Here is a 22,862-nt window from a genome sequence, read left to right as displayed (position 1 = left end):
CGCTCCCTTTTGTAAAAGTATTAGTTATTATTGTTTTAATTGAAGAAGTGTATTTAGCATCTCATCACTTGTTGTGATCGTTTTTGAGTTTGCTTGGAAACCTCTTTGGATAACGATAAGATCTGTTAGCGCACGGCTTAGATCGACGTTACTAGCTTCAAGTTTTGAAGCTGCGATCGTTCCCTTATCGCCTGTACCAGCTGCACCGATAACTGCTTCACCTGAGTTTGCAGTTTGTGAAAATACGTTTCCTCCCTCACTTTGAAGACCTTCATTATTTGTAAAGGTAGCAAGTGCTACTTTAGCCAGGCCAAAGCTTTGACCATTTGAAAATGAACCTATTATCGTTCCGGTCTCATCTATTTTTATGCCGTTTAATGTGCCACCTGTGTAGCCATCTTGTGAGATTGACTCAGTTGATGAGTCTTTATCAAAGCTTGTTAAGCCGTTAAAATCAGTTCCCAGACCAAAATTTAAGCTAATGTTTTGACCACTTTGTGAACCGTTGTTAGCTGAAAATGTTATCGTTGCTGGGTGAAAACTTGCAAGTGAGCCATTTGCGTTAAATCTAGCTGTTCCAGTTATAACATTATCTGGACCTTCGCCTGTGTAGTTTATCTTAGCTGGCTCTGGCACTTGTATAACCATGCTCCACTCAGTTCCGCCATCTGTTGTAGTACCTGTCTTTGTCCATTTGATACTAACTGTGTGTTTTGAGCCAAGTGAGTCAAAAATTTCTGCCGTTGAGCCGTGGCTTGACATCATCATCTTGCCACTTGCTCTTAGAGCTTGACCCGGGCTTAGTGCGCCATCAAGTGCTTTCATAATAGTTGTAAGTCTAACATTTTCATTTACAGCTGAATTATTTGTACCTTGAGCTGGCTTTGTAAGAGCAGTTGTTGTCATATAAAGTGCATGATCTGCTACTTCATTTGATGGATTTTCTAGTTGAAATTGACCTAGTTTATTTACAGTGATCTTTACACCATCATTTGTATCATCACCTGCAAGTGCTTGAAGTGCTGCGATACCAGCTGCATGAGCATCATCTGGCGTATGACCTAAAGCTATTTCATTGTTGTAAGCAGTATTATAATCTGTTTGATATGGATTTCCAGCCAAAGCTGCTCCACCAGTTCCAGGTGCTATTCTATGTGCTGCGGTTGCTAGTTTCGCCGCATCAAGTGCATCTGAGTTTGCTCTTATTTGGCCGTCGCCGTTGTAGTCAACGTGGTTTCTAGCATCTTCTTGCATAGCAGCGCGAAGATCTTCTGTTGTTGTTACTTGTCTTGCGATTTTATCGTTATTTGGATGAACGGCTGTTGTTTGTGAGCTTGTATAGACATATTGATAAGCTGTGATGATATCTTTATCAGCTAAACCAGCAACTGTATTGCCACCATTTATTTTTAGATGGATATTTTTTGTCTCTTCAGTAGTGCCTGAGTTATTTCTATTTATAAGTGTTAGTTTATTACCTTCTGAAATTTCAGCTCTAACACCAGTTTTATTATACTGAGCATTGATCGCAGCTGCAACATCACTGATACTTGATATTGCATTATCTTGAGATTTTATAGTAGTACCATTTATTGTGATATTAAGTGTTGCTTTTGGATTTATCTGTCCGATACTTTGTGGCAATCCACTTCCTACTATAAATTTTTCAGTTTTAGCATTTGCATAGCTAACCCAGATACCTTGTCCATCTCTTAAAGCAAGGCCATTTCCAAGCTCATCAAATGTAACACCAAGATCGACGCCACGCTCTGTTAAATTTTGCTCTTTTTTCGAGTTTGTATAAAACTGATCATTATTTACATCATTCTCGTTATGGACTTCGTTTGCATTTAAAATTCCGTCATTGTTATAGTCACGTCCACCAGCAACCGAGTCTAGTGAATAAATAGGAGTGCTTCTTTGGTCGATGGTGTTGCCTGAGTCAAGGTTGCCTTTTATCTTTACTTCTGTTGTCGCTCTTGCTGGAGTAGTAAGACCCTCTTTTATCACGATATTTTTTATCGGTCCAGTTGAGTCGATAGTGCCAGTCTCTTCATCTCTTGTCCAGCCTTGAACGATATAACCACTATTGTTTACAAAATTTCCAGCTTTATCACGGACAAAGTCACCATTTCTTGTATAGTATCTTGTTGTTCCGCCATCTGGAGATACGACGAAGAAGCCATTTCCTTGAAGTGCAAGGTCTGTTTGCTTATCAGTAGAGGTTAGTGTACCTTGTGAGAAAATTCTCGTAGTTGAGTTTATAGTCGTTCCTAGACCTATTTGCATAGCATTTTGACCGCCTAGCTGACCTTGTGGAGCAGTAGCAACTCTTGGAGTTTGGCTTAGTATATCAGCAAAATTTGCACGGTTGTATTTATAACCATAAGTATTAACGTTTGCGATATTATTGCCTTCTACGTCCATGGCTATCTGGTGGGCTTGTAGGCCTGAAACACCAGACCAAAGTGATCTCATCATTGACTTATCCTTTTTGCATTTTAAATTTTTATATTTTTCAAAAGCAAAAGATGTTCCAAAATTTATATTGATAAAGAGTAGAAGAAATAAAAAGAAATTTGGCGTAATTAACGCCAAATTTTATCCAAGTATCATAGCTCCAACGATGCCACCGATGATGAGTGGTATGTTAAAAAATATAAATGTAGGTACACAAGTATCATATATGTGGTTGTGTTCACCATCAGCATTTAGACCGCTTGTTGGCCCAAGTGTGCTATCGCTTGCAGGACTTCCAGCATCTCCTAGAGCTGCAGCTATGCCAACTAACAAGATAATGGCTGGTACGCCAAAACCAAGGCTAACGCATAGTGGCACGTAGATAGAAGCTAAAATAGGTATCGTACCAAAGCTAGTGCCTATACCCATCGTAACGAGAAGACCAATAAGAAGCATCAAAAATGCTCCGCCTATCTTGCCGCCAGATACCAAGCTAGCGTATTTTACAAGCTCGTCTATTCCGCCACTCTCTCTTAGGATAGTGCCATAACCTGCAGCAACTAGCATGATAAAAGCGATAAATCCCATCATAGCAAGGCCGTTATCCATGATCTTATCTACTTTTTTGTATTCGATACCGCCAAAAACGACCATAACCAAAAGTCCAAGTAATGCACCAAGAGGTAGTAGCTCAGTATAAATTTGCACACCAAAAGCCACAACTGCACCAGCTAAAACCGCCCACTCTTTTTTAGTCATCTCAAGGCTTTTTGCGCGCTCGATCTCATCAAGCTCTTCTTTTTCAAATTTTGAAGTTTTATAATCTCTTTTTTTACCATAAAAAAGTATGGCGAGGATAAGTCCGATAAGCATAGAAGCACCACCTATCCACATAACAGAAGATATATCAGAAATAGATGTGGTTATGCCGTTATTTGCTAGCTCTTTTTTTAAGATATTGTGAAAAAGCAGACCAAAGCCAACGCTAAGGCTTACATAAGGTGCTTGAAGACCAAATGTCAAAGCACAAGCTACGGCACGTCTATCTATTCCCATTTTGTTCATAATAGCAAGAAGTGGCGGGATCAAAATAGGTATAAAAGCTATGTGAACTGGGATTAAATTTTGAGATAAGCATGCTATAAATGCAATAGTTAGTATAAAAATCACTTTATTTGAGCTAAGAAATTTACTCAAAGCATTTATCAAGATAGCAGTTAAATTTGTATTTGCGATAGCGGCTGCTAAAGCACCAAGTAAAATATAACTAAGCGATGTTTCAAGATTGCCTTGCATACCGCTTATGAGGCTTTGTGTAGTCTCTTTTAGGGCTGTAAAGAGGCTATCAATCCCATCTGCAATGCCACTTTCAAATCCACTAAATCCATGCTTATACATTACTCCCGCAACAAGAGCAGAGATAAGGATAGAAAGCAAAATGTTAAAACGCAATAGACAAAGTATCGTCATTACCAAAATGCTAAAAACAACAGGGTTAAAAATAAGCATGAGCGTCCTTTTTGTGAGTGTTGAGAGATTATACAAATGTGTGGCTTATTAAATTTTAAAAAGAGTGGCTTAAGTGGGCTTGTGTTAAGATTTTGAGTAAATTTTAAAAGGAAAAAACGATGGATTTAGAGAAAATTTATAAAGAGGCTGGGGCATATTTAGAGGGGCATTTTTTACTAAGTAGTGGCAATCACTCGCAGTTTTATCTCCAAAGTGCAAAGGTGCTTGAAGACCCAGCTTTGGCTGGAAAGCTAGCTGATGAGCTTGCCCGTGTGATAGAGAAATTTGACATTAAATTTGATAGCGTTTGCTCGCCTGCACTTGGAGGAATTTTAGCTGGCTATGAGCTAGCTCGCGCAGCAAAGAAGCGTTTTATCTTTACAGAGCGAGTTGAAAAGGTAATGAGCCTTAGGCGCGGATTTGAAGTGAAAAAAGGTGAGAAATTTATCGTTTGTGAAGATATCATCACGACTGGCGGCTCAGCACTTGAAGCAGCGCACGTGATAGAGAGCCTTGGTGGTGAGGTAGTTGGCTTTGCAGCACTTGCGAATCGTGGCTTTTGTAAGGTTACAAATTTAGACAATGAGGCTAAGCCAAATGCTAAACTGCCAAGCGATAAGCCATTTTTTGCTTTAGGAAATTTTGAGTTTGAAATTTATGAGCCTGAGCATTGCCCACTTTGTAAAAATGGAAGCAAAGCGATCAAACCTGGAAGCAGAGGCAACTAAAATTTATACTATAAATATAGCTATCTTTCTTTTTAAAATTGATCGATAGCTAAAATTTTTAGAAAATCCAAAATAGTACTTATAGAAAAATTTTAATCAATACTTCAAATCATTTCAATAAAAATTTATAGTTTAATTTTTAAAAGTAATCTGTCTTTTATATTGGTATGAATTATTTTTTAGATAATCTTATTTTTTAAGCTACCAAGTGATAATATCTGCTCAAAAAGCGAGATGAAGCTATGCAAGAATATGATATTTTAGACGTTTTATCAAACAAAAAGGTCCTTTGCCTTGAAGATGAAGAGGTGATTTTAAAAAATATTTGTGCTTCTTTGGAGCTATTTTTTGCCGAAGTAAATGGCGTAACGGATGGCTATGATGCACTTGAGCTAGCGATGAGCGATGCTTATGATGTTTTGGTACTTGATATAAGCGTGCCAAATATCGATGGCCTAGAGATCGCTAAAAAAGTAAGAACTATAAATCAAAAAATTCCTATCGTGATCTTATCAAGCCACATCGAGCAAGAGTATTTGTGGAGAGCGGTTGAGCTAAAGATCACAAGATATCTTGCAAAGCCATATGATAAAAAGTCATTTATAAAAGCCCTAGAAGACGTTGCTTTAGAGCTTGTTGGACGCAAGCCGACTCTTAGGCTAAATGATGAATTAGAATACGATTTTGGCAAAAAAGTACTTTATATAAATGGTGAAATTTCTCATCTAAGTAAGAGTGAAAGTAGGCTTTTAGAGTATTTTTTAAACAACAAAAATCAAACTATAACTTATGAACAAATTTTTGATTATATTTGGGAGTATGAGCAGCCAAGCAAAGAGGCGATAAAGACGATCGTAAAAGAGCTTAGAAGGAAGCTTGGCAAAGATGTGATTAAAAATTTATACGGCGTAGGTTACCTTTGTGAAATATAAATTTCAGCTAATCGTTAGTGTTTTTATCTTTGTTTATCTCTTAATATCCGCACTTGTTTTAAATTTTTATAATAATCTTGCAATGAAAGATGCCAAAAAAGAGGCATATTATGTGCTTGAGAGTATAAATTCTGTAAGAGAGTACATTGCAGGCGTTCAGCGTCCGCTAATAGAGCAGCTAAAGCGTGATGGCATTATAAAAGAGGATTTTTTTGATGAGAGACTGCTCTCATCTTCATATATAAGCCGTGAAATTTATAATATCCAAAAGAAAAAATACAATCTTGACTTTGACTACAAGCTAGTCGCTATGGCACCTTTAAATAAAGCTCATGAGCCAAATGAATTTGAAGCGCAGGTATTAAGAGGCTTTAAAGAGAATAAATTTAGTGAGTTTTCAAAGATTATAAAAGATGAAAACGGCTCACAATTTTTTGTAGGGCTTCCTATAAGAAGTCAAAATACATCTTGCCTAGCCTGTCACAATAGCGAAAGTGCTCCAAAACAGATGTTGGATCGTTATGAAATTTCAAATGGAAAAATTTCTGAAGCAAGTGAGATGATGGCAATGCTATCTTTTAAAATACCGCTACGTGCCATTTTTTCTTACCATTTAAAAGAGGTTGTCATCATAATGAGCGCGATAGCCTTTGTATTTGGGATATTTTTGCTACTTGTTTATAAGATGCATAGGCGTGGCGAAGAGAGTAAAAGGCAGACCGAACAGCTAATGATACATCAAAGTCGCCTAGCCTCAATGGGCGAGATGATAGGCAATATCTCACATCAGTGGAAGCAGCCTTTAGCTCAAATCAGCTCAGCTTTAATAAATTTAGAACTCTATCAGGAGCGAAAAAAGCTTGATGAAGCAAAAATTTATGAGTTTATAGAAGAGACTAGCAAGCAGATAAATTTTATGTCTGAAACAGTTGATGATTTTAAAAACTTTTTTAAACCAAATACTTTAAAAAGGGAATTTAGTGTAGAGGAAGTGGTAAATCAGACTATAAAAATTCTAAACGCCTCACTTAAGAAATATCAAATTAAAATAGAGATAGATATAAGAGAAAATTTTACGATTTTTGCAAATTTTAATGAAATAATCCAAATTTTAATAAATATTATAAATAATGCAAAAGATGCATTTAAACAAAGCTATGTAAAGCCAAGAGTAATAAAAATTTATACTTTTGTAAAAGATAATCGTAAAAATTTATGCGTGCAAAATAATGCAGGAGCGATAAAAGCTTCGTTTTTAAAGGTTATCTTTGAGCCACACTTTAGCACAAAAGAGTCTGGTAGCGGGCTTGGTCTATATATGAGCCGGCTAATCGCTAGCAAAAATAACGCCCTAATCTTTGCTAGAAACGTAGATGAAAATAGTATTACATTTACAATTAGTTTCGAAAATTTATAATTTATTAAAATTCCCCCTTTTCTACCCTTTTTTGGTGTTAGTATTATCAGTATGAAATCATTTTGATTTTAGGATAAAAAATTTAAAGGAGGGCACATGAGAAATCTACAAAAAGCCTTAGCTGGTTTGCTCATGGGTGTTAGCATCTTCGCTTCACAAGCCTGTTGCGAAGAGCATAATATGCAGATGTCCGATAAAGCACGTGATGTTATCGCAAATCCTAAAGGCACGCTGCAAAGTAGAGGTGTTATCTCCTTGCAAGACTACGTTGTAGAAGAGCAAGAGATGTATAACTGGTTATTTAAAAACCACCCTATTTTTACAAAGTATGGTGGTAAAACCGTCGGTAAAATGGTCGTTCACGACCGTGGCTTAGAGTGGCTTGCCGAGGGACATGGCTTTGATATGTCAAAGCTTAGTAAAAGAGATGGCGGTAAGGGCTATAGCTCTATGATGTATAGAATTCCAGCCACTTCATCACTTCAGTTTCCTAACAAATTTGTAGGACCAGAAAAGTGCGGTGAGTGTCACCCAGCCCAGTATGAAGTGTGGAGCAGATCTCGCCACGCAACTACTATGCGTTTCCCTGGTGAGCACCCAGAGGTTAATAACAACCTAACTGAGCCAGTATTTGACAAAGATACCGCTTCTATCCTTCCAAAAGGTATCACTCCAGATGTTATCTACGCAACTGTTGGTCACTTAAGAACAAAAATGGGCTACGTTGATGCATGGCTACTTCGTGGTACTTACTACGTTGAGGGCGGTTTGCTAAGAGATGGTACAGGTCAGATCGTAGCTGGTGGTAACCAATGGCAAAGAACATGGGCGTTAAATTTAGACGACGCTACTGTTAAAAAGATAAAAGAGCTTGTCCCAGAATTTCCTGGCACTCTTGAAGAGTACGGCGATAATGGCGGATATGTTAGAGGTCTTGCTTCATACGCCGCAAAACATAAAAAATCAATGTTCTTCCAAGCAAACTCATCATATTGTGAAGTTTGTCACCCGGTTAAATTCGATTTCAAATCAAAAGCAGAATTTTACGCAGCACTTGGTAATGCCAAAGAGCTTCAAAAACACACTATCTCAAAAGGTGTAAGCTGTGAGGAGTGCCACGGAGCTGGCGGTCACCTTGATGGGGCTACAAATTTTAGAACATCAAACTGCGAACGCTGCCACCAAAGATTTAACTTTAGTCCAGATCTAGCTCGTGCTAATCCTCTTAATAACGGTAAGCTTGATCTCTCACTTAGCTCTAAATTTAAATCAATGGGACCAGGATGTGGTTCTGAAGGTTCTCAATCATACTTTACAGCTCACTATGACAAAGGTATGAGATGTGTTACTTGCCACGATCCACACGATAACACAGGTCCAGTTGTAGGTGATAAGAGCGTAACTGGTATGAACTATAACTCAGAGCAAGGCTATCTAAGCTCATTCTATACTAAACCAAAGATTAGAAAAGAGTGTAAAGATTGCCACGAGACTCAAGCATATATCGCATCTAAAGCAGATACTCACAAAGATAACACTTGTGCATCTTGCCACATGCCATTTATGATGAGTTGTGAGAATTTCTACGCTGTTCAATTCCAAGACAACGCTGGCTTTGATACTCAAAGAAGATCTCACATCTGGAAGATCATGGTTGATCCAAAAGAGAAATCTCTAGTACCAGGTGATGCTGCTAAAGGTCCAAGAGATGCTAAAGATTGGCACTTTGAAAGAGATAAAAATGGCCATAACTACGTTGACTTGATGTGGGCGTGCGCTAGAACATCTTGGGCTGATAAAGATATGAAAGATACCAAAGGCTGCCACAGCCCAGTATTATCTGAGCTAAAACCAACACTTCACTTCAAAAACCAAAAACAAGTTTATGATGAAGTTATGGGATGGCAAACTCCAGTTAAGAATGAATTCTCTGAAGTTAAGATTGGTATCGAAGGACTTTACTCACTACTTGAGACTAAAAAACTTGATGCAAGTGATAAAGTAAGAGTTTATGAGCTTATCCAAAATGCTCAAGAGATCATCGATATGGTTGAAAAAGATGGTTCGTGGGGTATGCACGGATTTAAATTTACTAAACAAAAACTCGATGCATCAAAAGAGTATATAAAAGAAGCTCAAAGAATTTTGAATAAAAATTTATAGCATTTAGGGGCTAGTTTTAGCCCCTTTAATCTTAAGGGTCTAATATGAAAAATAAGGTTTTAAAATTTACGCTACTTCTTAGCCTAAGTGCTTCTGGTTTGCTTGCAAATGTAGATTCAAATGAGTCTTATGCTATGGGAGCAACAAGTGGTGGATATGTTTTAAAAGGGTTACTTGAACAAAAACAAATAGGCATTAGCTACGATGCTGAGGCCGTTATCAAAGGTTTTAGTGATGCACTAAAAGGAGAGCTAAAACTAAGCGATGATGAGATAGCAAAGCTACTAAACAAAAGAGCTGAAAATTTAGACAAGATAGTAAAAGAAAAAGAAGCCGCCATACTTAAAGAGAATTTAAAGCAAGGCAAGGCTTTTATGGATAAAAATGCAAAAAATAAAAATGTAAAAACGACAAAATCAAAATTGCAATATGAAATTTTAAAATCAAGCAAAAAGGGAGCGACTCCAAAACAAGAGAGTATCATCATAGCAAATTACAAAGCTAGCTTTATCGATGGTAAGGTCTTTGATGAGACAAAAGAGGCTCCAGCTCATCTTTCTATGCTAAATTTGATCCCAGGTCTTGAAGAGGGCTTAATGCTCATGAAAGAGGGCGATAAGTTTAAATTTGTTATCCCGCCAGAACTTGCGTATGGCAATAGCGGCATGGAGGGCATACCTGGAGGCGAGACTATTGTTTTTGAGATAGAGCTTGTTAAGGTCTTAAAGCCAGGTGAATTAGCCGAGGCTGCAAAGAAAATTCATGAAAAAGAACTAAATGAGGGCATTAAAAAGCCTCATTGAGATAAAAAATGGAGTTAAAAATGCAAAATCAAAAAAATAGAAGAGCCTTTTTAAAAAGCATGGTAGTTGTGGCTGCTGGTGCTGGTGCGGCAAGTAGTGGTTTTGCTTTTAAGAGTGAAGAAAGTGTAAAAAAACCACACTTTGGTATGATATTTGACCAAAATAAATGTGTTGGCTGTACAGACTGCGAGATAGCTTGCAGAAAGGTAAATTTAGTCCCAAAAGGACAGATGAGACTTTTTATAGAAGATAAGACTAATCCTAAAAATTTACTCGATAAAAGATTTGTAAGAGTATCTTGTCAGCAGTGTGTCGATGCGCCTTGTGTAGCTGTTTGTCCGACCAAGGCTTGTCATAAAGACGAAAAAACTGGCATACAAACTACAAATATAGATGATTGTATCGCCTGTAAATATTGCATCGTAGCCTGTCCATATGATGTGAGATATATCGATAAGGTTACGCACTCAGCTCAAAGCTGTAACTTTTGCGTAGATACAAATTTAAAGGACGAAAAAGAGCCAGCCTGCGTAGAAGCTTGTAGATATGAGGCAATCGTCTTTGGTGATCTTAACGATGAAAATTCGCACATAAGCAAGCTACTAGCTGTAAAAGATAGCATAAGGCTAAGAGCAGAGCTTGGCACAAAACCAAGCCTTAGATATATTCCTAAAGTAAAAATGGGGGTGTAAGATGGATGGTGCATTAAATTTTACTGCAACATTTTCGCATGGAGTAGAGTGGGGCTGGCCGATCGCTGTTTATCTTTTGCTAGCTGGTATGAGTGGTGGAGCGCTAATCGCTGCTATACTTTTAAAACACTATAAAAAGCAAGAGAACTTTAGCCCATTTTTCAAGGCTGCTTCGCTTTTAGCATTTATTAGCATCATGCTTGGTATGGTTTGCTTGATAGCTGATCTTGAAAAGCCGCTTTTATTTTGGAAAATTTTGATTAATTATAATTTCACATCAGTTATGTCTATCGGTGTTGCTGGACTTTGTGTCTTTATACCGCTTAGCTTTTTGATGTGCCTTTATGCATTTAATGATGAGATTTCAAATTTCTTAGCCAAAAGTTTAAAATCCTTTAGCACTCTTTTTGCACTAATAATGAAAATTTTAATACCACTTTATCCATTTTTAAGTCGTATTTGTCTCATTTTTGCTGTAATAATTTGTGCTTATACTGGATTTTTGATCTCAGTTTTGATTAGATTCCCACTCTTAAACACAGCTGTGCTTCCAGCTTTATTTATAGCTTCAGGACTAAGTGCTGGCATAAGTGGCAGTAGCTTGGTCGCAGCCGCTTTATTTAAAGAAGATCCGCATTCAAGCGACCTTCATTCGCTTCACAGCGTAGAATTTAGCGTTTTGGGAGCTGAAATTTTACTCATTTTAATGCTTTTTGTATCGCTTTTACTTGGTTCAAGTTATCAGCAAAATGCAGCTATTGCTTTTTATAGTGGCGTTTGGGCAAATTTCTTTTGGCTTGGTGTTGTGCTAGTTGGCTTCATTGTGCCTTTTGTTTTAAATTTTGCATTTGGCAAAAAAGTAGCTAGCCTAAAATTTAGCTTTTATATCAGTTCATTAGCGGCTGTTATTGGTGTTTTACTGCTTAGGGTGTTTATACTTTATGCGGGACAAACTTATAGCATTTAAAGTAGAGGCGAGCGATGAGAATTTTAAATATCTACCGCTTGTCTTTGATATTATTATTTATTCTTGCTTTTGGTGCAGGGCTTGCGACTTTTTTAGAAAATTTTTATGACACACAAACGGCCAGAGTGCTTGTTTATGAAGCGCTTTGGTACGAGTGTGTTATGTTTGCTTGCACTATTTGTTTAGCCATTAGTATCGTAAAAACCAAGATGTATAAAAAATTTGGCGCATTTTTGATACATCTTGCTTTTATCGTTATCTTCATCGGGGCTGCGCTTACAAGGTATTTTGGCGAAGAGGGTGTTATGCATCTTAGAGCTCTGCAAAGCTCAAATGTAATGCAAAGCGTCAAGCCTTATCTTAGAGTAGAAATGCTTGGAGAAAATTTTAGTTATCCATTAAAATTAAGCTTATTTGGTAAAAACGACTTTGAGTTTAAAAATTTTATAGACGGCAAAGAATTTATAATTAATTTGCTTGGATATAAAAAAGATGAGAAAAATGCTCCTGCTACGCTTAGTTTAGAGATAAGTTTTAACGGCGAAAAAAAGAGTATTAAACTAAAAGGCGGAGCCGGATATGAGCTGGAGCCTAGTGTGCTAAGTTTTGGTGGGCAAGAGGTGAAATTTTACTTTAGCTCAAAGGCTTTAAATTTACCATTTTCATTAAAGCTTGACGAGTTTATTTTAGAGCGATATGCGGGGCTAAATAGTCCATCATCTTATACGAGTAAAGTAAGTATCGCTGGCGGCAAGTACGACATCTCGCTAAATAATCCACTGACAATTGATGGCTATAAAATTTTTCAGTCTTCATACGATCCTGACGAGCTTGGAAGCGCTTTTGAGATCAGCTGTGATCCTGGTAAAATCCCAACTTACATAGGATATTTTCTACTTTGTCTTGGCTTTGTGGCAAATTTATTTAGCAAAAATAGCCGATTTTTTAGGCTACTAAATTTCATAAAAGGCTCTCAAATAGCATTTTTGGCTGTTCTTTTATTAAGCGCAACTCCAAATTTTGCTAATGAAAATAATGAAAATTTAGACGCTCATGCAAGCAAATTTGCCAAAATTTTGACTCAGGCTGATAGCAGAATCTCTCCAGCTGGCTCTTACTCTAGAGCTGTGATAAGTAAAATTTCAACCAAAACTACGCTATTTGGGCTTAGTAGCGAGGAGCTAATGCTTTCTTTTGCCATCTCGCCAAAAGAGTGGATGGATAAAAAGATAGTAAAGATCACAAGTGAGCGTGTGGGCGAGCTTTTGGGAGTTAATGAAAAATTTGCTAGTTTTAACGATGTTTTTAACGAAAATGGCGAGTATAAGCTGGCTAAATTTGTAGAAGCTGCAAATGAAAAATCCGCCTCAAAAAGAGATAAATTTGACAACGACGTTATAAAATTTGACGAGAGATTAAATGTCTTATATCTTGCGCTAAAGGGCGAGATGCTTAAATTTATCCCAGCTAAAAATGGTGATAAGCTCACGTGGCTAGGCGTAAATGAAGCCTTTAGCTCAAGTGAAATTTCAAGCGAGCTTAAAAGCGTTTTAGGCGCTTATATAGAAAATTTAAGCCTTTGCGTAAAAAGTGGTGAGTGCAAAGAAGCTGATAGGAGCTTGGAGAAAATTTCAAGCTATCAAAGAAGCACTCTAGGCTCCCTTGCGCCAAGCGAGGCAAAGGTGGAGCTTGAAGTGCTTTATAATCAAATGGAAATTTTTAAATTTCTTATATATTTTTACATGATCCTTGGGCTAGTTTCGCTCGCTCTTGGCTTTTATAGGCTATTTTCTGGAAAGAAATTTAGATTTGAAAAAGCGCTTAGCCTTGCATTTTATTTTGGCTTTGTGGTGCATTTGCTAAATTTAGCTCTTCGTGCTTATATCTCAGGGCATGCACCTTGGAGTGATGCCTATGAGAGCTTAGTGTATATCTCGCTCGCAAGCGTATTAGCTGGAATTTTATTTTTTAAACATCAAAGCTTTGCTCTTGGAGCTGCTTCACTTTTTGCAAGTGTGAGCTTGCTTGTGGCTCATCTAAATTTTATAAATCCACAAATAACAAATCTAGTCCCAGTTTTAAAGTCATTTTGGCTTAGTGTGCATGTAAGTGTCATCACGGCAAGCTATGGCTTTTTAGGTTTTAGCTTTGTGCTTGGGCTTCTTGGGCTTCTTTTAATGGCTATAAAAAATCAAAAAAACGAGCAAAAGCTTAGTGAGCAGATAAGATACCTCGCTGCAACTGATGAGCTAAGCCTCATCATAGGACTTAGTTTGCTAACTATTGGAAATTTCCTTGGTGGCGTCTGGGCGAATGAGAGCTGGGGTAGATACTGGGGCTGGGATAGCAAAGAGAGCTGGTCGTACATTACGATAATTATTTATGCCATTGTGCTTCATTTAAGATTTATCCCAAGATTAAAAAATATTTTTACCTTTTTAGTAGCTAGCGTGTTCTCTTTTGGTTCAGTTATTTTTACCTATTTTGGTGTAAATTTCTATCTAAGCGGACTTCACTCATACGCAAATGGCGATGGATTTAGCGTTTCAAATTTGCTTTATTTGCTTTTAATGCTCTTGGCTTTGCTAATCGCCTTTGCTTATAGAGGTAAGGATATAAAAGAGATTTAGGAGATATGATGAAAAAGAGTTTGTTTTTATTGTTTGCTTGTTTGGGACTATTAAATGCTGGCTATATCAAAGAGGCTTTAAGCGCAAAAGACGATCACAATAAGCTAGCGCAAATTTATGAAGATGCTTGCGACAAAGAGAAAAAGGCATCAGGCTGCTACAATCTAGCCGTGCTTTACAGCAGAGGTGATGGCAATGTCAAAAAGGACGAAGCAAAGGCGGCGATGCTTTACGAAAAGGCTTGTGATCAAAACTTCTCTATGGCTTGCAGCAACCTTGGCTACGTCTATGAAAAAGGCAAAGGTGTGGAAAAAGACCTAGTAAAAGCAGTTAAATTTTATGAAAAAGCATGTAGCGACAACGAGGGTTGCACGGAGCTTGGCTTGCTTTATGCAAATGGCACCGGCGTAACAAAGGATATTAAAAAGGCAAAAGAGCTTTACGAAAAGGCTTGCAAGGCAGGGGACGGCATAGGATGTAGCAACCTTGGCTATCTATATGCGCAGGGTGAAGGTGTCGAGAAAGACTATACAAAAGCCAAAGCAAACTACGAGATGGCTTGTGCAAACGAAGCTGGCATAGGGTGTGATAATCTTGGCTTTTTATATGTATATGCACAAGGCGTTGATCAAAACCTCACAAAAGCCACAAAGCTTTACGAGCAAGCGTGCATATATGGATATGAAAAGGGCTGCAATAATTACGCTATCATGCTAGCTGAAGGCAAAGGTGTAAAAGAAGACGTGGAGAAAGCACGTGAAATTTTCACTAGAAGCTGTAAAAATGGCTTAAAAGAAGCGTGCGAGAATTTAGAAATTTTAGGAAAGCATTGATGCTTGATAAAGTTAGCCTAGTGGCATTTGAAGCTTATAAATATAAAAATAAAAAATACTAAAGGAGATAATTATGATTTTACGTTCTATCTTTGGTTCAGCACTACTGGCGAGCCTACTTTTTGGTGCCTCGGCAAATGAGCAAACTGTCAAAATGAAACCGATGTTTCAAAGCGTGGATCCTAGCAAGGCTACACTAGTAGGAAGCGGCGAGGGCAAGGAGTATTGTGCTGTTTGTGGAATGAATTTGGTTAAATTTTATAAGACCAATCACGTATATAACGGCAAGCAAGTAGCATCACTTCACTGCTTATACGAGCTAACAGAAGGCAAGATCCCAAGCGACGCACAAGTCGTTGATACTAAAAATCTAAATTTAATCGATGTCAATAAAGCTTTTTATGTCGTTGGTAGTAGTGTTAAAGGCACAATGACTAGAAATAGCAAATATGCCTTCTCAACCGAGGCTGATGCAAAAGAATTTCAAGCAGAAAACGGCGGTGAGATAATGAATTTTGCTAAAGCTTACGAGATCGCTGGACAGGATTTTGAAGGCGATAATAAAATGATAAAAGCTAAGCGTGAGGACGGCGTTTATGCACATGGTAAAGAATTTTATGAAGCAAACTGCGAAAAAACAGATCCAAAAAGCTTTAAGGCTATCTCTGAGCTAAAAGCTCATCTTAAACAAGTATGTGACTCGAAAGAGGCTAACAAAGCTCCTGAATACGACAAACACCTACAAGCTGCTGCTTTGTATCTATGGGACGCTCCAGCAAATTTAGGTACTAGCAACCAAGCTTCAAAAGCTAAACAAGAAATAAAAAAACCTGAGAGAATAGTCGTGCCAAAGGGTGCAAGATGTGCGGTATGTGGCATGCTTGTCAAAAATTCTCCATGGGCGACACTCATCAAAGCAGATGGCAAGGATTATTATTTTGATGGTGTAAAGGATATGGCACAATTTTACTTTGCGGATGGCAAAATGAAAGATGCTTATGTGAGTGATTATTACACGCTAGAAAAGCTTGATGCAAAAGATGCGTTTTATGTCCATGGCTCAAACGTTTATGGACCAATGGGTGATGAGTTTATCCCATTTAAAGATGAAGCAAAGGCAGAGAGCTTTTTAAAAGATCATGCCGGCAAAGGTGTCATAAGATTTGACGAGATAAAGAATTTTATCGGTAAATAGTGTGAAATTTCTAGTTTTTTTGGCGTTATTTTTTGGACTTTCTTATACATTTTTAGCGGCACACTATCTTAGCTTTGATCATAAAGCAAAGCAAGATGAGCTAAGAGAAATTTCTAAGATAACAAGAGCAAATGCTGCTTTTAGTTTTAATCAAAAGGGGCAAAAAGGCTTTGTCTATGATAGGTAAAAATTTTATAAACTACGCCGTAGTTCTGCTTTTTAAAGATAGAAAGGATCACCTTTTTAGCTTTTGCCTCTTTGCACTCATTATCTTTGTGCTAAGCTCGGTACTTTTCATCTCTGGATCGATCCAACATGATCTTATAAATTTAGTAAAAGATAGATCAAGTATCGTAGTGAGCGCGTTTCGTGCTGGCAAAAATGATCTCATGCACCCTGGCTATATCTATGATATCTCAAAGATCGATGGCGTAAATGATGTAAGGGGTGTAGTCGATGGAGAGTACTACTTCGTTCAAAAGCGTATTTGGTTTCATCTATATGAAGATGATAGCTTAAAAGAGGATGAGATGATCGTCGGAGAAGGTGTCAAGGCAGCGATGAATGAACTTTACTACGATGAGAGCTTTAATTTTCTAACTGAAGAGCGCATGATACCAGTAAAGATATTAAAGACTATGCCGGTACAAAGTGGTTTAATCTCAAATAACGCTATATTTTTGCATCCAAATACGCTAAGAGCTATCTTAAATTTAAAAGATGAAGAGTATACAAAGCTCTACGTTGAGGTGCCAAATACTGATGAGATCAGTGAAGTGGCTTTAAAGATAGAGAATTTATATCCAAATTCTTTCGCTCTTAGTATAGAAGATGAGGTGGCTAAGGTTAGACACCTTTACTATTATAAGGGCGGAATTTTTATGAGTATTTACGTTAGCGTTATGCTTATATTCTTTGTCTTGCTTAAAAACCAAATTTCACTCGCATATGGTAGTAAAAAGCGTGAAATAGCTATTTTAAGGAGCATTGGTTTTTGTATAAAAGACATTATATTTTTAAAATTTATACAAAATTTCATCGTGAGCGTTAGTGCTTTTTTACTCGGTGTTATGCTGGCTTATCTCTTTGTTTTTGTATTAAACGCTCCACTTTTAAAAGGGATATTTTTAGGCGATGAGCTTTTAAATTTTACAAATTTTACGCCTATTTTAGAGTTTGATAAGCTCTTTTTGATCTTTGTTTTTGGAGTGATACCATTTTTGGCGTTTGTACTCATACCTTCATGGAGAGTAGCAAGTAGCGACATAAATGAGGGGCTAAAATGATAAATATAAGAGGTGTTAGCCTAGTTTATAACCAAAACAAACAAAATGAGTTTTGTGCTTTAAAAAATATAAATTTAGATATTAATGACGGCGAGCTAGTGATACTAAAAGGCATTAGTGGAAGCGGTAAAAGTACCTTGCTTTCGCTTATTGCCCTACTTCAAAAGCCAACTAGTGGAGAAATTTTGATAGATGGCACTAACATTGCAAAGCTGCCTGATGCCTTTTGCTCTGAGCTTAGACACAAAAGGCTTGGATTGGTTTTTCAAAATTTTAACCTCATCGAGGGACTAAGTGTATATGAAAATTTATTAGCTCCATTTGCTCTAACAAATTTTAAGGCAAATGTGCGAGATGAGATGATAAAAAAGGCTCTAAGCCTCGCAAATATCGCTCATAAAAAAGATGAGAATGTATCAAATTTAAGTGGTGGAGAGCGTCAAAGATGTGCGGTAGCTAGGGCTTTATCTATGGATGCTGACATCATCTTGGCTGATGAGCCAACGGCAAATTTAGATAGACAAAATGCACGTGCATTTTTAGGCTTGCTAGAGTCTTTTAAAGCTCTAAAAAAGAGTGTCATTGTCGCTACTCACGATAGCATTTTTGATGAGTTAAGTGCAACAGATAGGGTTGTCAGCTTGCAAAACGGAGAGATAGTATGAGTGTCTTTTTATCAAACGCCGTTATAGCCTTTTTGTTAGCGGAGTTTGTGCTTTTAGTTTTGATGAGTATTTCACTCTTTTATGTCGTTAGGATCGTGAGGTCGTGGGACTACAACGCACTAACATCGCTTCAATACTCGCTTGAAAAGCAAAACTATCTTGTAAATACTATCTTGCTTTTTTGCGTCTGTATCAAGATCGTATTGTTTATATTCTTTGCACTTTGCCTAAATGAACTCTCTGATATTGTGCCCGGTGCCATGTGCTCAGCTGGCGTGATTGGTTCAAATAAATTTGGTGGTATCTTGATGCTCACTAAAATTTTGCTAATCTTTGGGCTTGGTATTTGGCTGGTTATAAATAAGCTTGACTTGCAGGCTCTAAATTTCCCTTATCTAAAGAAAAAATATGCCATTTTCATCTGCCTTTTTGTTATGATACTACTTGAGCTTGGTATAGAAATTTCGTTTTTTTACAATATCCCACTAAAGGTGCCAGTCTTTTGCTGTTCTGTTACTTTTCAAGCTCCAAAGCTACCATTTGGCTATACAAATTTTGGTTTAGTGAGCGTATTTTTCGTGCTATTTTTTGTCATTTTGGTGCTAAATTTTTTAAAGCAAAGTATGGCGAGCTTTGTGGCAAATTTGTTATTTTTAGTGCTTAGCTACTACGCCATCACCTACTTTTTTGGCCTTTATGTTTACGAGCAGCCAAACCACAAATGCCCATACTGCATGCTAAAAGGTGATTATTTTTATGTTGGCTACCTCATCTGGGGCAGTTTGTTTCTTGGTGTATTTTACGGTCTTATGCCGTACCTTGTTGAGATCATTACAAAGACAAACTACTCACACAAGCTTAAATTTTCATCGATCTGGTTAGGTGTTTGCGTGTTGATATGCTCGCTTTATGTCCTGAAATATTATTTGCTAAGAGGATTTTTATTTTGATAAAGCAAATTTTTTCTTTGTGTTTGTTAGCTCTAGTTTTAGCCGTACTTGCCTATAATGCCGACATAAGTGATGATAAAATTTTAGTTTTAAATAATGGCAAATCAGAGCCGATCGAGCAACTTACGCCAAATAAATTTATATGTTATGAGAGCAGGACGCTCATCGCTGATAACAACGACACAGCCCAGGCGATCATGCCAAATGGCGATATCTACTTCTTTAACGACATCACAAATTCTTTCATCTGGTATATGGCGCAAAAGAGCAAAGATAAGATCAAGCTATATGTCTATTCAAGAGATACAAACCGCTACATCCTAGCGCAAGATGCCTGGTACTCGAGGGTAGATATCACGCCGATGGGATACGGCATAGGGGCGTACGAGTTTCACACCTACGGTATAAATGACAACTATTTTAAAGAAGTCTTACTATACGCAGCACGTGGTGAGACGCTACTAAATCCATATATAAACATCCTACTTTCAGAAAATAAGATATAAATTATGAAGCTCTAAATTTGCTAGAACCCTGTTGGATTATTTTTAGTATTAAAGGCCTTTTTCGTTTAACTTTTTATAAACGTCACACCCTGGTTGAAGCCCTAATTCGCAAGCTTTATAAAAATATTCTTTTGCTATGTGGTAGTCTTGTTTTGCGCCTTTGCCTTTTAGATAAAAAGCTCCTAAATTAAAACAACCGCGATTGTATCCATTATCGCAAGCTTTTTCATATAATTCTAGGGATTTACTGTAGTCTTGCTCTACACCTTGACCGTTTTCATATAAAATTCCTAAATTAGAGCAACTATCATTAACTCCATCGTCACAAGCTTGTTTGTATAGATCAGCCGCTCTATAATAGTCTTGTTTCACACCTTGGCCATTATTGTATGAAATTCCTAAGTTGTAACAACTCATACTGTATCTGTCATTGCAAGCTTTTTGCCATAATTGAGCTGCCTTATAATAGTCTTGCTCTACACCCAGACCATTTACATATAAAACTCCCAAATTGTGGTAGGCTTGGGCGATATTGCCATCGCAAGCTTTTTCGTATAGTTTGATAGCTTTGGTATAGTCCTGCTCTACCCCTTGTCCTCTTTCATAAAAATTACCTAGATTATAGCAGCCATTAGCATATCCGCCATCACAAGCTTGTTTATATAGATTGGCTGCTTTATAGTAGTCCTGCTTTAGATATTTGCCTTCTTCGTATAAATTTCCTAAATTAAAACAACCTATAGCATTTTTACCGTCACAAGATGTATTGTATAGCTCTATGGCTTTGTTATAGTTTTGTTCTACACCTTGGTTTTTTATATATAAAACACCTAGATTGGAACAGCTTAGTGCATGTCCATTATTGCAAGCTTCCTCGTATAATCTAGCCGCCTTATTGTGGTCTTGCTCTACACCTTGACCATCCTCATATAAAAGCCCTAAATTATAACAACCAATACTATATTTGGCATCACAAACTTTTTGCCACAATTGAGCAGTTTTATAGTAGTCTTGTGTAGTGCCTTGACCGTTATAGTATAAAAATCCTAAGTTATAACAAGCTTGAATAATTTCACCATTACAAGCCTTTTCGTATAATTTAGCTGCTTTATTGTAGTCTTGTTTTACACCCTGGCCATTTATATACAAAAGTCCTAAATTATAGCAATTGCCATTATTTCCATCATTACAAGTTTTAGTAAATATCTCGACTGCTTTGTTGTAGTCACCTTTGCTGTAAGCCTCAAGTCCAAGTTCTACTAGATCCTTGGAGAATCCAATAGTTAGTAAGATTGTGTATAAAAGAACAGCCTTTTTCATTTTTTCTCCATTTTTGTAAATTTGTAGTTATTGTGGTTTGGCTTGCCTCTTTGTTAGAGAAACAAGCCTAAGTTAGTATCTAACGTTATTAACTTTTAAAAAGTCTCTTAGGTCTTCATATTCGCTATTTTCGAAGTAGCGCCATTTGCCAGGCTTTAGCATATCAAGGCTAACGCGTCCAAAGCTAACCCTTTTTAGATCCATCACTTCAAGGTCAAAGTATCCAAAGAAGCGGCGAAGCTCCCTATTTTGCCCCTCGTTGATGATGACCTTTAGTTTTGTATAGCCACCGCTTGAGCCAAAGACTTTATAGGCTAGAAATGGCTTAAATTCCATTGATTTTATAGTAGTTTTTGCATGTGCACCTTTGGTAGCATCCTTGGCGAAAAAGCCATTTGTCATCGCCTCAATTACCTCTTTTGTCACTTCACCTTTTACTTTTAGATAGTATTCGCGCTCTAAGTCGCTATTCATCAAAGCTGTGGCGATCGCTGGGGCGTCAGTTAGTAAAAGTAGCCCTTCACTTGCATAGTCTAAGCGTCCTACGCTAACAAATTTTGCAAATTTCTTATCTAGCGTATCATAGATCGTCTTTCGTCCGCGGTCATCTTTTTTACTAACAAGCTCACCCTTTTGTTTATGATAAACGATAACAGTAAATTCCTTTTTTAGCTTTATCAAACGACCATTTATACGTACTTTGTCATCTTCATCCACGCTTGTGGCAAGGTCGCTAACCACTCGTCCTGCTATGCTAACCTTACCAGCTTTTATCAGCTCATCTGCCTCACGGCGTGAGTAATTTGTGTTATGTGAGATAAATTTATTTAGTCTTGTTTTTTCCATTTTATAGTCCTAAATTTGCAAGGTCATGGATGTGTAAAACACCCACAGGTACGCCATTTTCTACAACGGCCAGAAGCTGAATTTTATATTTTTCTATCAAAGCTAACGCATCCACAGCTAACATTTCCTTGTCGTTTATCTCTTTTGGATGTAAGGTTGCAAATTTCATTGCTGGCTCGTCTAGGTCAAAGTCCTCTCGCATAAGTGCACGTCTAAGATCGCCGTCGCTTAAAATAGCATTTAACACACCATCTTTATCGACGATAAGAACCGTGCCAAGTTTGCCATGCGTCATAGTATCGATTGCTTTTTTTAGGCTTGCATTCCAGCGAACTATCGGTAAATTTTCGCTTCTCATCACATCTTTTACCTTTAAAAATAGCCTCTTGCCAAGGCTGCCACCTGGATGAAAATTTGCAAAGTCCTCTTTTTTAAAGCCTCGCCTTTGCATCAAACAAACAGCCAACGCATCGCCAAGAGCTAACGTTAGCGTAGTTGATGCTGTTGGAGCAGCGTTTAGTGGGCAGGCCTCTTTCTCTACATCTATGCTAATAAATGCATCACTAAATTTACCAAGTGAACTTGTTTTGCTCCTTGCCATTGCGACGATCTTTACGCCAAAGCGCTTTACATGAGGTAAAATTTTGATAAGCTCATCGCTTTCGCCACTAAAGCTAATGGCTAACAAAACATCATCTTTTTCTATCATGCCAAGGTCGCCGTGCATAGCCTCTGTTGGATGCAAGAAAAAGCTTGGCGTGCCAGTACTTGCAAGCGTAGCGGCGATCTTTGCGCCTACATGACCGCTCTTGCCTACACCTGTGACTATGACCTTGCCTTTTGTATTAAATATCAAATTTACAGCATATTCTATCTCTAAGTTTTTAGCATGTCTTAAAAGCTCGTTTGCTTCTATCTTTAAAACTTCGGCTGCGATTTGGTTGATTGTCTGCATAAATT

Annotated in this window: 20 protein-coding genes; 15 read left to right on the top strand and 5 right to left on the bottom strand. The window is 37.5% G+C overall.

The window, feature by feature from the left end:
* Positions 1 to 27: 27 nt before the first annotated feature.
* Positions 28 to 2,481 (bottom strand): flagellar hook protein FlgE, encoded by a 2,454-nt coding sequence (gene flgE, locus ATCC51562_RS00165; RefSeq protein ID WP_035167088.1) that lies wholly within the window; start codon positions 2,479 to 2,481, stop codon positions 28 to 30.
* A 120-nt stretch (positions 2,482 to 2,601) separates the two neighbouring features.
* The gene (locus tag ATCC51562_RS00160; protein ID WP_035167037.1) at positions 2,602 to 3,969 is read right to left on the bottom strand and encodes a Na+/H+ antiporter NhaC family protein; all 1,368 of its coding nucleotides are present in this window, start codon (positions 3,967 to 3,969) and stop codon (positions 2,602 to 2,604) included.
* A gap of 119 nt (positions 3,970 to 4,088) precedes the next feature.
* On the opposite strand from ATCC51562_RS00160, the gene pyrE reads away from it, so the two are divergent.
* The 15 genes from pyrE (at position 4,089) to ATCC51562_RS00085 (ending at position 19,736) form a co-directional block, all read left to right on the top strand.
* The gene (gene pyrE, locus ATCC51562_RS00155; protein WP_021090217.1) at positions 4,089 to 4,697 is read left to right on the top strand and encodes an orotate phosphoribosyltransferase; all 609 of its coding nucleotides are present in this window, start codon (positions 4,089 to 4,091) and stop codon (positions 4,695 to 4,697) included.
* Positions 4,698 to 4,939: 242 nt separating this feature from the next.
* On the top strand, positions 4,940 to 5,629 hold the full coding sequence (locus ATCC51562_RS00150; protein WP_021090257.1) for a response regulator transcription factor: 690 nt from the start codon (positions 4,940 to 4,942) through the stop codon (positions 5,627 to 5,629).
* Positions 5,619 to 7,046: a DUF3365 domain-containing protein gene (locus ATCC51562_RS00145; protein WP_021090265.1), complete on the top strand. Its 1,428-nt coding sequence runs from the start codon at positions 5,619 to 5,621 to the stop codon at positions 7,044 to 7,046. The genes ATCC51562_RS00150 and ATCC51562_RS00145 overlap by 11 nt, the downstream gene beginning before the upstream one ends.
* Before the next feature lie 96 nt (positions 7,047 to 7,142).
* Positions 7,143 to 9,209, top strand: coding sequence for a multiheme c-type cytochrome (locus ATCC51562_RS00140; RefSeq protein WP_021090404.1), 2,067 nt, complete (start codon positions 7,143 to 7,145; stop codon positions 9,207 to 9,209).
* Positions 9,210 to 9,253: 44 nt separating this feature from the next.
* Entirely contained in the window at positions 9,254 to 10,012 is a 759-nt protein-coding gene (locus ATCC51562_RS00135) for an FKBP-type peptidyl-prolyl cis-trans isomerase (protein ID WP_021090397.1), read from the top strand.
* Between the two features lie 20 nt (positions 10,013 to 10,032).
* The gene (locus tag ATCC51562_RS00130) at positions 10,033 to 10,704 is read left to right on the top strand and encodes a 4Fe-4S dicluster domain-containing protein (protein ID WP_021090331.1); all 672 of its coding nucleotides are present in this window, start codon (positions 10,033 to 10,035) and stop codon (positions 10,702 to 10,704) included.
* Position 10,705: 1 nt separating this feature from the next.
* Positions 10,706 to 11,671, top strand: a complete 966-nt coding sequence (gene nrfD, locus ATCC51562_RS00125; RefSeq protein WP_021090400.1) for an NrfD/PsrC family molybdoenzyme membrane anchor subunit — start codon at positions 10,706 to 10,708, stop codon at positions 11,669 to 11,671.
* A gap of 14 nt (positions 11,672 to 11,685) precedes the next feature.
* Positions 11,686 to 14,301: a cytochrome c biogenesis protein gene (gene ccsA / locus ATCC51562_RS00120; RefSeq protein WP_021090222.1), complete on the top strand. Its 2,616-nt coding sequence runs from the start codon at positions 11,686 to 11,688 to the stop codon at positions 14,299 to 14,301.
* Positions 14,302 to 14,309: 8 nt separating this feature from the next.
* A complete protein-coding gene (locus ATCC51562_RS00115) occupies positions 14,310 to 15,134 on the top strand; it encodes an SEL1-like repeat protein (RefSeq protein WP_021090371.1) in 825 nt (274 codons plus the stop codon).
* A gap of 73 nt (positions 15,135 to 15,207) precedes the next feature.
* Positions 15,208 to 16,329 (top strand): nitrous oxide reductase accessory protein NosL, encoded by a 1,122-nt coding sequence (locus tag ATCC51562_RS00110; protein ID WP_021090318.1) that lies wholly within the window; start codon positions 15,208 to 15,210, stop codon positions 16,327 to 16,329.
* A 1-nt stretch (position 16,330) separates the two neighbouring features.
* Positions 16,331 to 16,516: a hypothetical protein gene (locus ATCC51562_RS00105; protein WP_021090220.1), complete on the top strand. Its 186-nt coding sequence runs from the start codon at positions 16,331 to 16,333 to the stop codon at positions 16,514 to 16,516.
* Positions 16,506 to 17,615, top strand: coding sequence for an ABC transporter permease (locus tag ATCC51562_RS00100; protein ID WP_021090381.1), 1,110 nt, complete (start codon positions 16,506 to 16,508; stop codon positions 17,613 to 17,615). Before ATCC51562_RS00105 ends, ATCC51562_RS00100 begins: the two co-directional genes overlap by 11 nt.
* Positions 17,612 to 18,280, top strand: coding sequence for an ABC transporter ATP-binding protein (locus ATCC51562_RS00095; RefSeq protein ID WP_021090272.1), 669 nt, complete (start codon positions 17,612 to 17,614; stop codon positions 18,278 to 18,280). Before ATCC51562_RS00100 ends, ATCC51562_RS00095 begins: the two co-directional genes overlap by 4 nt.
* Positions 18,277 to 19,230, top strand: a complete 954-nt coding sequence (locus tag ATCC51562_RS00090) for a hypothetical protein (protein WP_021090207.1) — start codon at positions 18,277 to 18,279, stop codon at positions 19,228 to 19,230. Before ATCC51562_RS00095 ends, ATCC51562_RS00090 begins: the two co-directional genes overlap by 4 nt.
* A complete protein-coding gene (locus ATCC51562_RS00085) occupies positions 19,227 to 19,736 on the top strand; it encodes a hypothetical protein (protein WP_021090284.1) in 510 nt (169 codons plus the stop codon). Before ATCC51562_RS00090 ends, ATCC51562_RS00085 begins: the two co-directional genes overlap by 4 nt.
* A gap of 48 nt (positions 19,737 to 19,784) precedes the next feature.
* On the opposite strand, the gene ATCC51562_RS09770 is transcribed toward ATCC51562_RS00085, so the two are convergent.
* The 3 genes from ATCC51562_RS09770 to ATCC51562_RS00070 form a co-directional block, all read right to left on the bottom strand.
* Positions 19,785 to 21,056 (bottom strand): tetratricopeptide repeat protein, encoded by a 1,272-nt coding sequence (locus ATCC51562_RS09770; RefSeq protein WP_021090388.1) that lies wholly within the window; start codon positions 21,054 to 21,056, stop codon positions 19,785 to 19,787.
* Positions 21,057 to 21,128: 72 nt separating this feature from the next.
* Entirely contained in the window at positions 21,129 to 21,902 is a 774-nt protein-coding gene (locus tag ATCC51562_RS00075) for a pseudouridine synthase (protein ID WP_009295179.1), read from the bottom strand.
* A 1-nt stretch (position 21,903) separates the two neighbouring features.
* Positions 21,904 to 22,857 (bottom strand): KpsF/GutQ family sugar-phosphate isomerase, encoded by a 954-nt coding sequence (locus ATCC51562_RS00070; RefSeq protein WP_021090338.1) that lies wholly within the window; start codon positions 22,855 to 22,857, stop codon positions 21,904 to 21,906.
* Positions 22,858 to 22,862: the final 5 nt, after the last annotated feature.

The organism is Campylobacter concisus ATCC 51562 (assembly GCF_000466745.1).
Lineage (GTDB): Bacteria > Campylobacterota > Campylobacteria > Campylobacterales > Campylobacteraceae > Campylobacter_A > Campylobacter_A concisus_B.
Note: the sequence above shows the minus strand (reverse complement) of the source record. Positions and strands in the feature narration are given on the sequence as shown.

Coding starts and splice junctions, on each gene's coding strand:
- flgE (WP_035167088.1), bottom strand. CDS start 2,481: ATGATGAGATCACTTTGGTCTGGTGTTTCAGGCCTACAAGCCCACCAG.
- ATCC51562_RS00160 (WP_035167037.1), bottom strand. CDS start 3,969: ATGCTTATTTTTAACCCTGTTGTTTTTAGCATTTTGGTAATGACGATA.
- pyrE (WP_021090217.1), top strand. CDS start 4,089: ATGGATTTAGAGAAAATTTATAAAGAGGCTGGGGCATATTTAGAGGGG.
- ATCC51562_RS00150 (WP_021090257.1), top strand. CDS start 4,940: ATGCAAGAATATGATATTTTAGACGTTTTATCAAACAAAAAGGTCCTT.
- ATCC51562_RS00140 (WP_021090404.1), top strand. CDS start 7,143: ATGAGAAATCTACAAAAAGCCTTAGCTGGTTTGCTCATGGGTGTTAGC.
- ATCC51562_RS00135 (WP_021090397.1), top strand. CDS start 9,254: ATGAAAAATAAGGTTTTAAAATTTACGCTACTTCTTAGCCTAAGTGCT.
- ATCC51562_RS00130 (WP_021090331.1), top strand. CDS start 10,033: ATGCAAAATCAAAAAAATAGAAGAGCCTTTTTAAAAAGCATGGTAGTT.
- nrfD (WP_021090400.1), top strand. CDS start 10,706: ATGGATGGTGCATTAAATTTTACTGCAACATTTTCGCATGGAGTAGAG.
- ccsA (WP_021090222.1), top strand. CDS start 11,686: ATGAGAATTTTAAATATCTACCGCTTGTCTTTGATATTATTATTTATT.
- ATCC51562_RS00115 (WP_021090371.1), top strand. CDS start 14,310: ATGAAAAAGAGTTTGTTTTTATTGTTTGCTTGTTTGGGACTATTAAAT.
- ATCC51562_RS00110 (WP_021090318.1), top strand. CDS start 15,208: ATGATTTTACGTTCTATCTTTGGTTCAGCACTACTGGCGAGCCTACTT.
- ATCC51562_RS00100 (WP_021090381.1), top strand. CDS start 16,506: ATGATAGGTAAAAATTTTATAAACTACGCCGTAGTTCTGCTTTTTAAA.
- ATCC51562_RS00095 (WP_021090272.1), top strand. CDS start 17,612: ATGATAAATATAAGAGGTGTTAGCCTAGTTTATAACCAAAACAAACAA.
- ATCC51562_RS00090 (WP_021090207.1), top strand. CDS start 18,277: ATGAGTGTCTTTTTATCAAACGCCGTTATAGCCTTTTTGTTAGCGGAG.
- ATCC51562_RS09770 (WP_021090388.1), bottom strand. CDS start 21,056: ATGAAAAAGGCTGTTCTTTTATACACAATCTTACTAACTATTGGATTC.
- ATCC51562_RS00075 (WP_009295179.1), bottom strand. CDS start 21,902: ATGGAAAAAACAAGACTAAATAAATTTATCTCACATAACACAAATTAC.
- ATCC51562_RS00070 (WP_021090338.1), bottom strand. CDS start 22,857: ATGCAGACAATCAACCAAATCGCAGCCGAAGTTTTAAAGATAGAAGCA.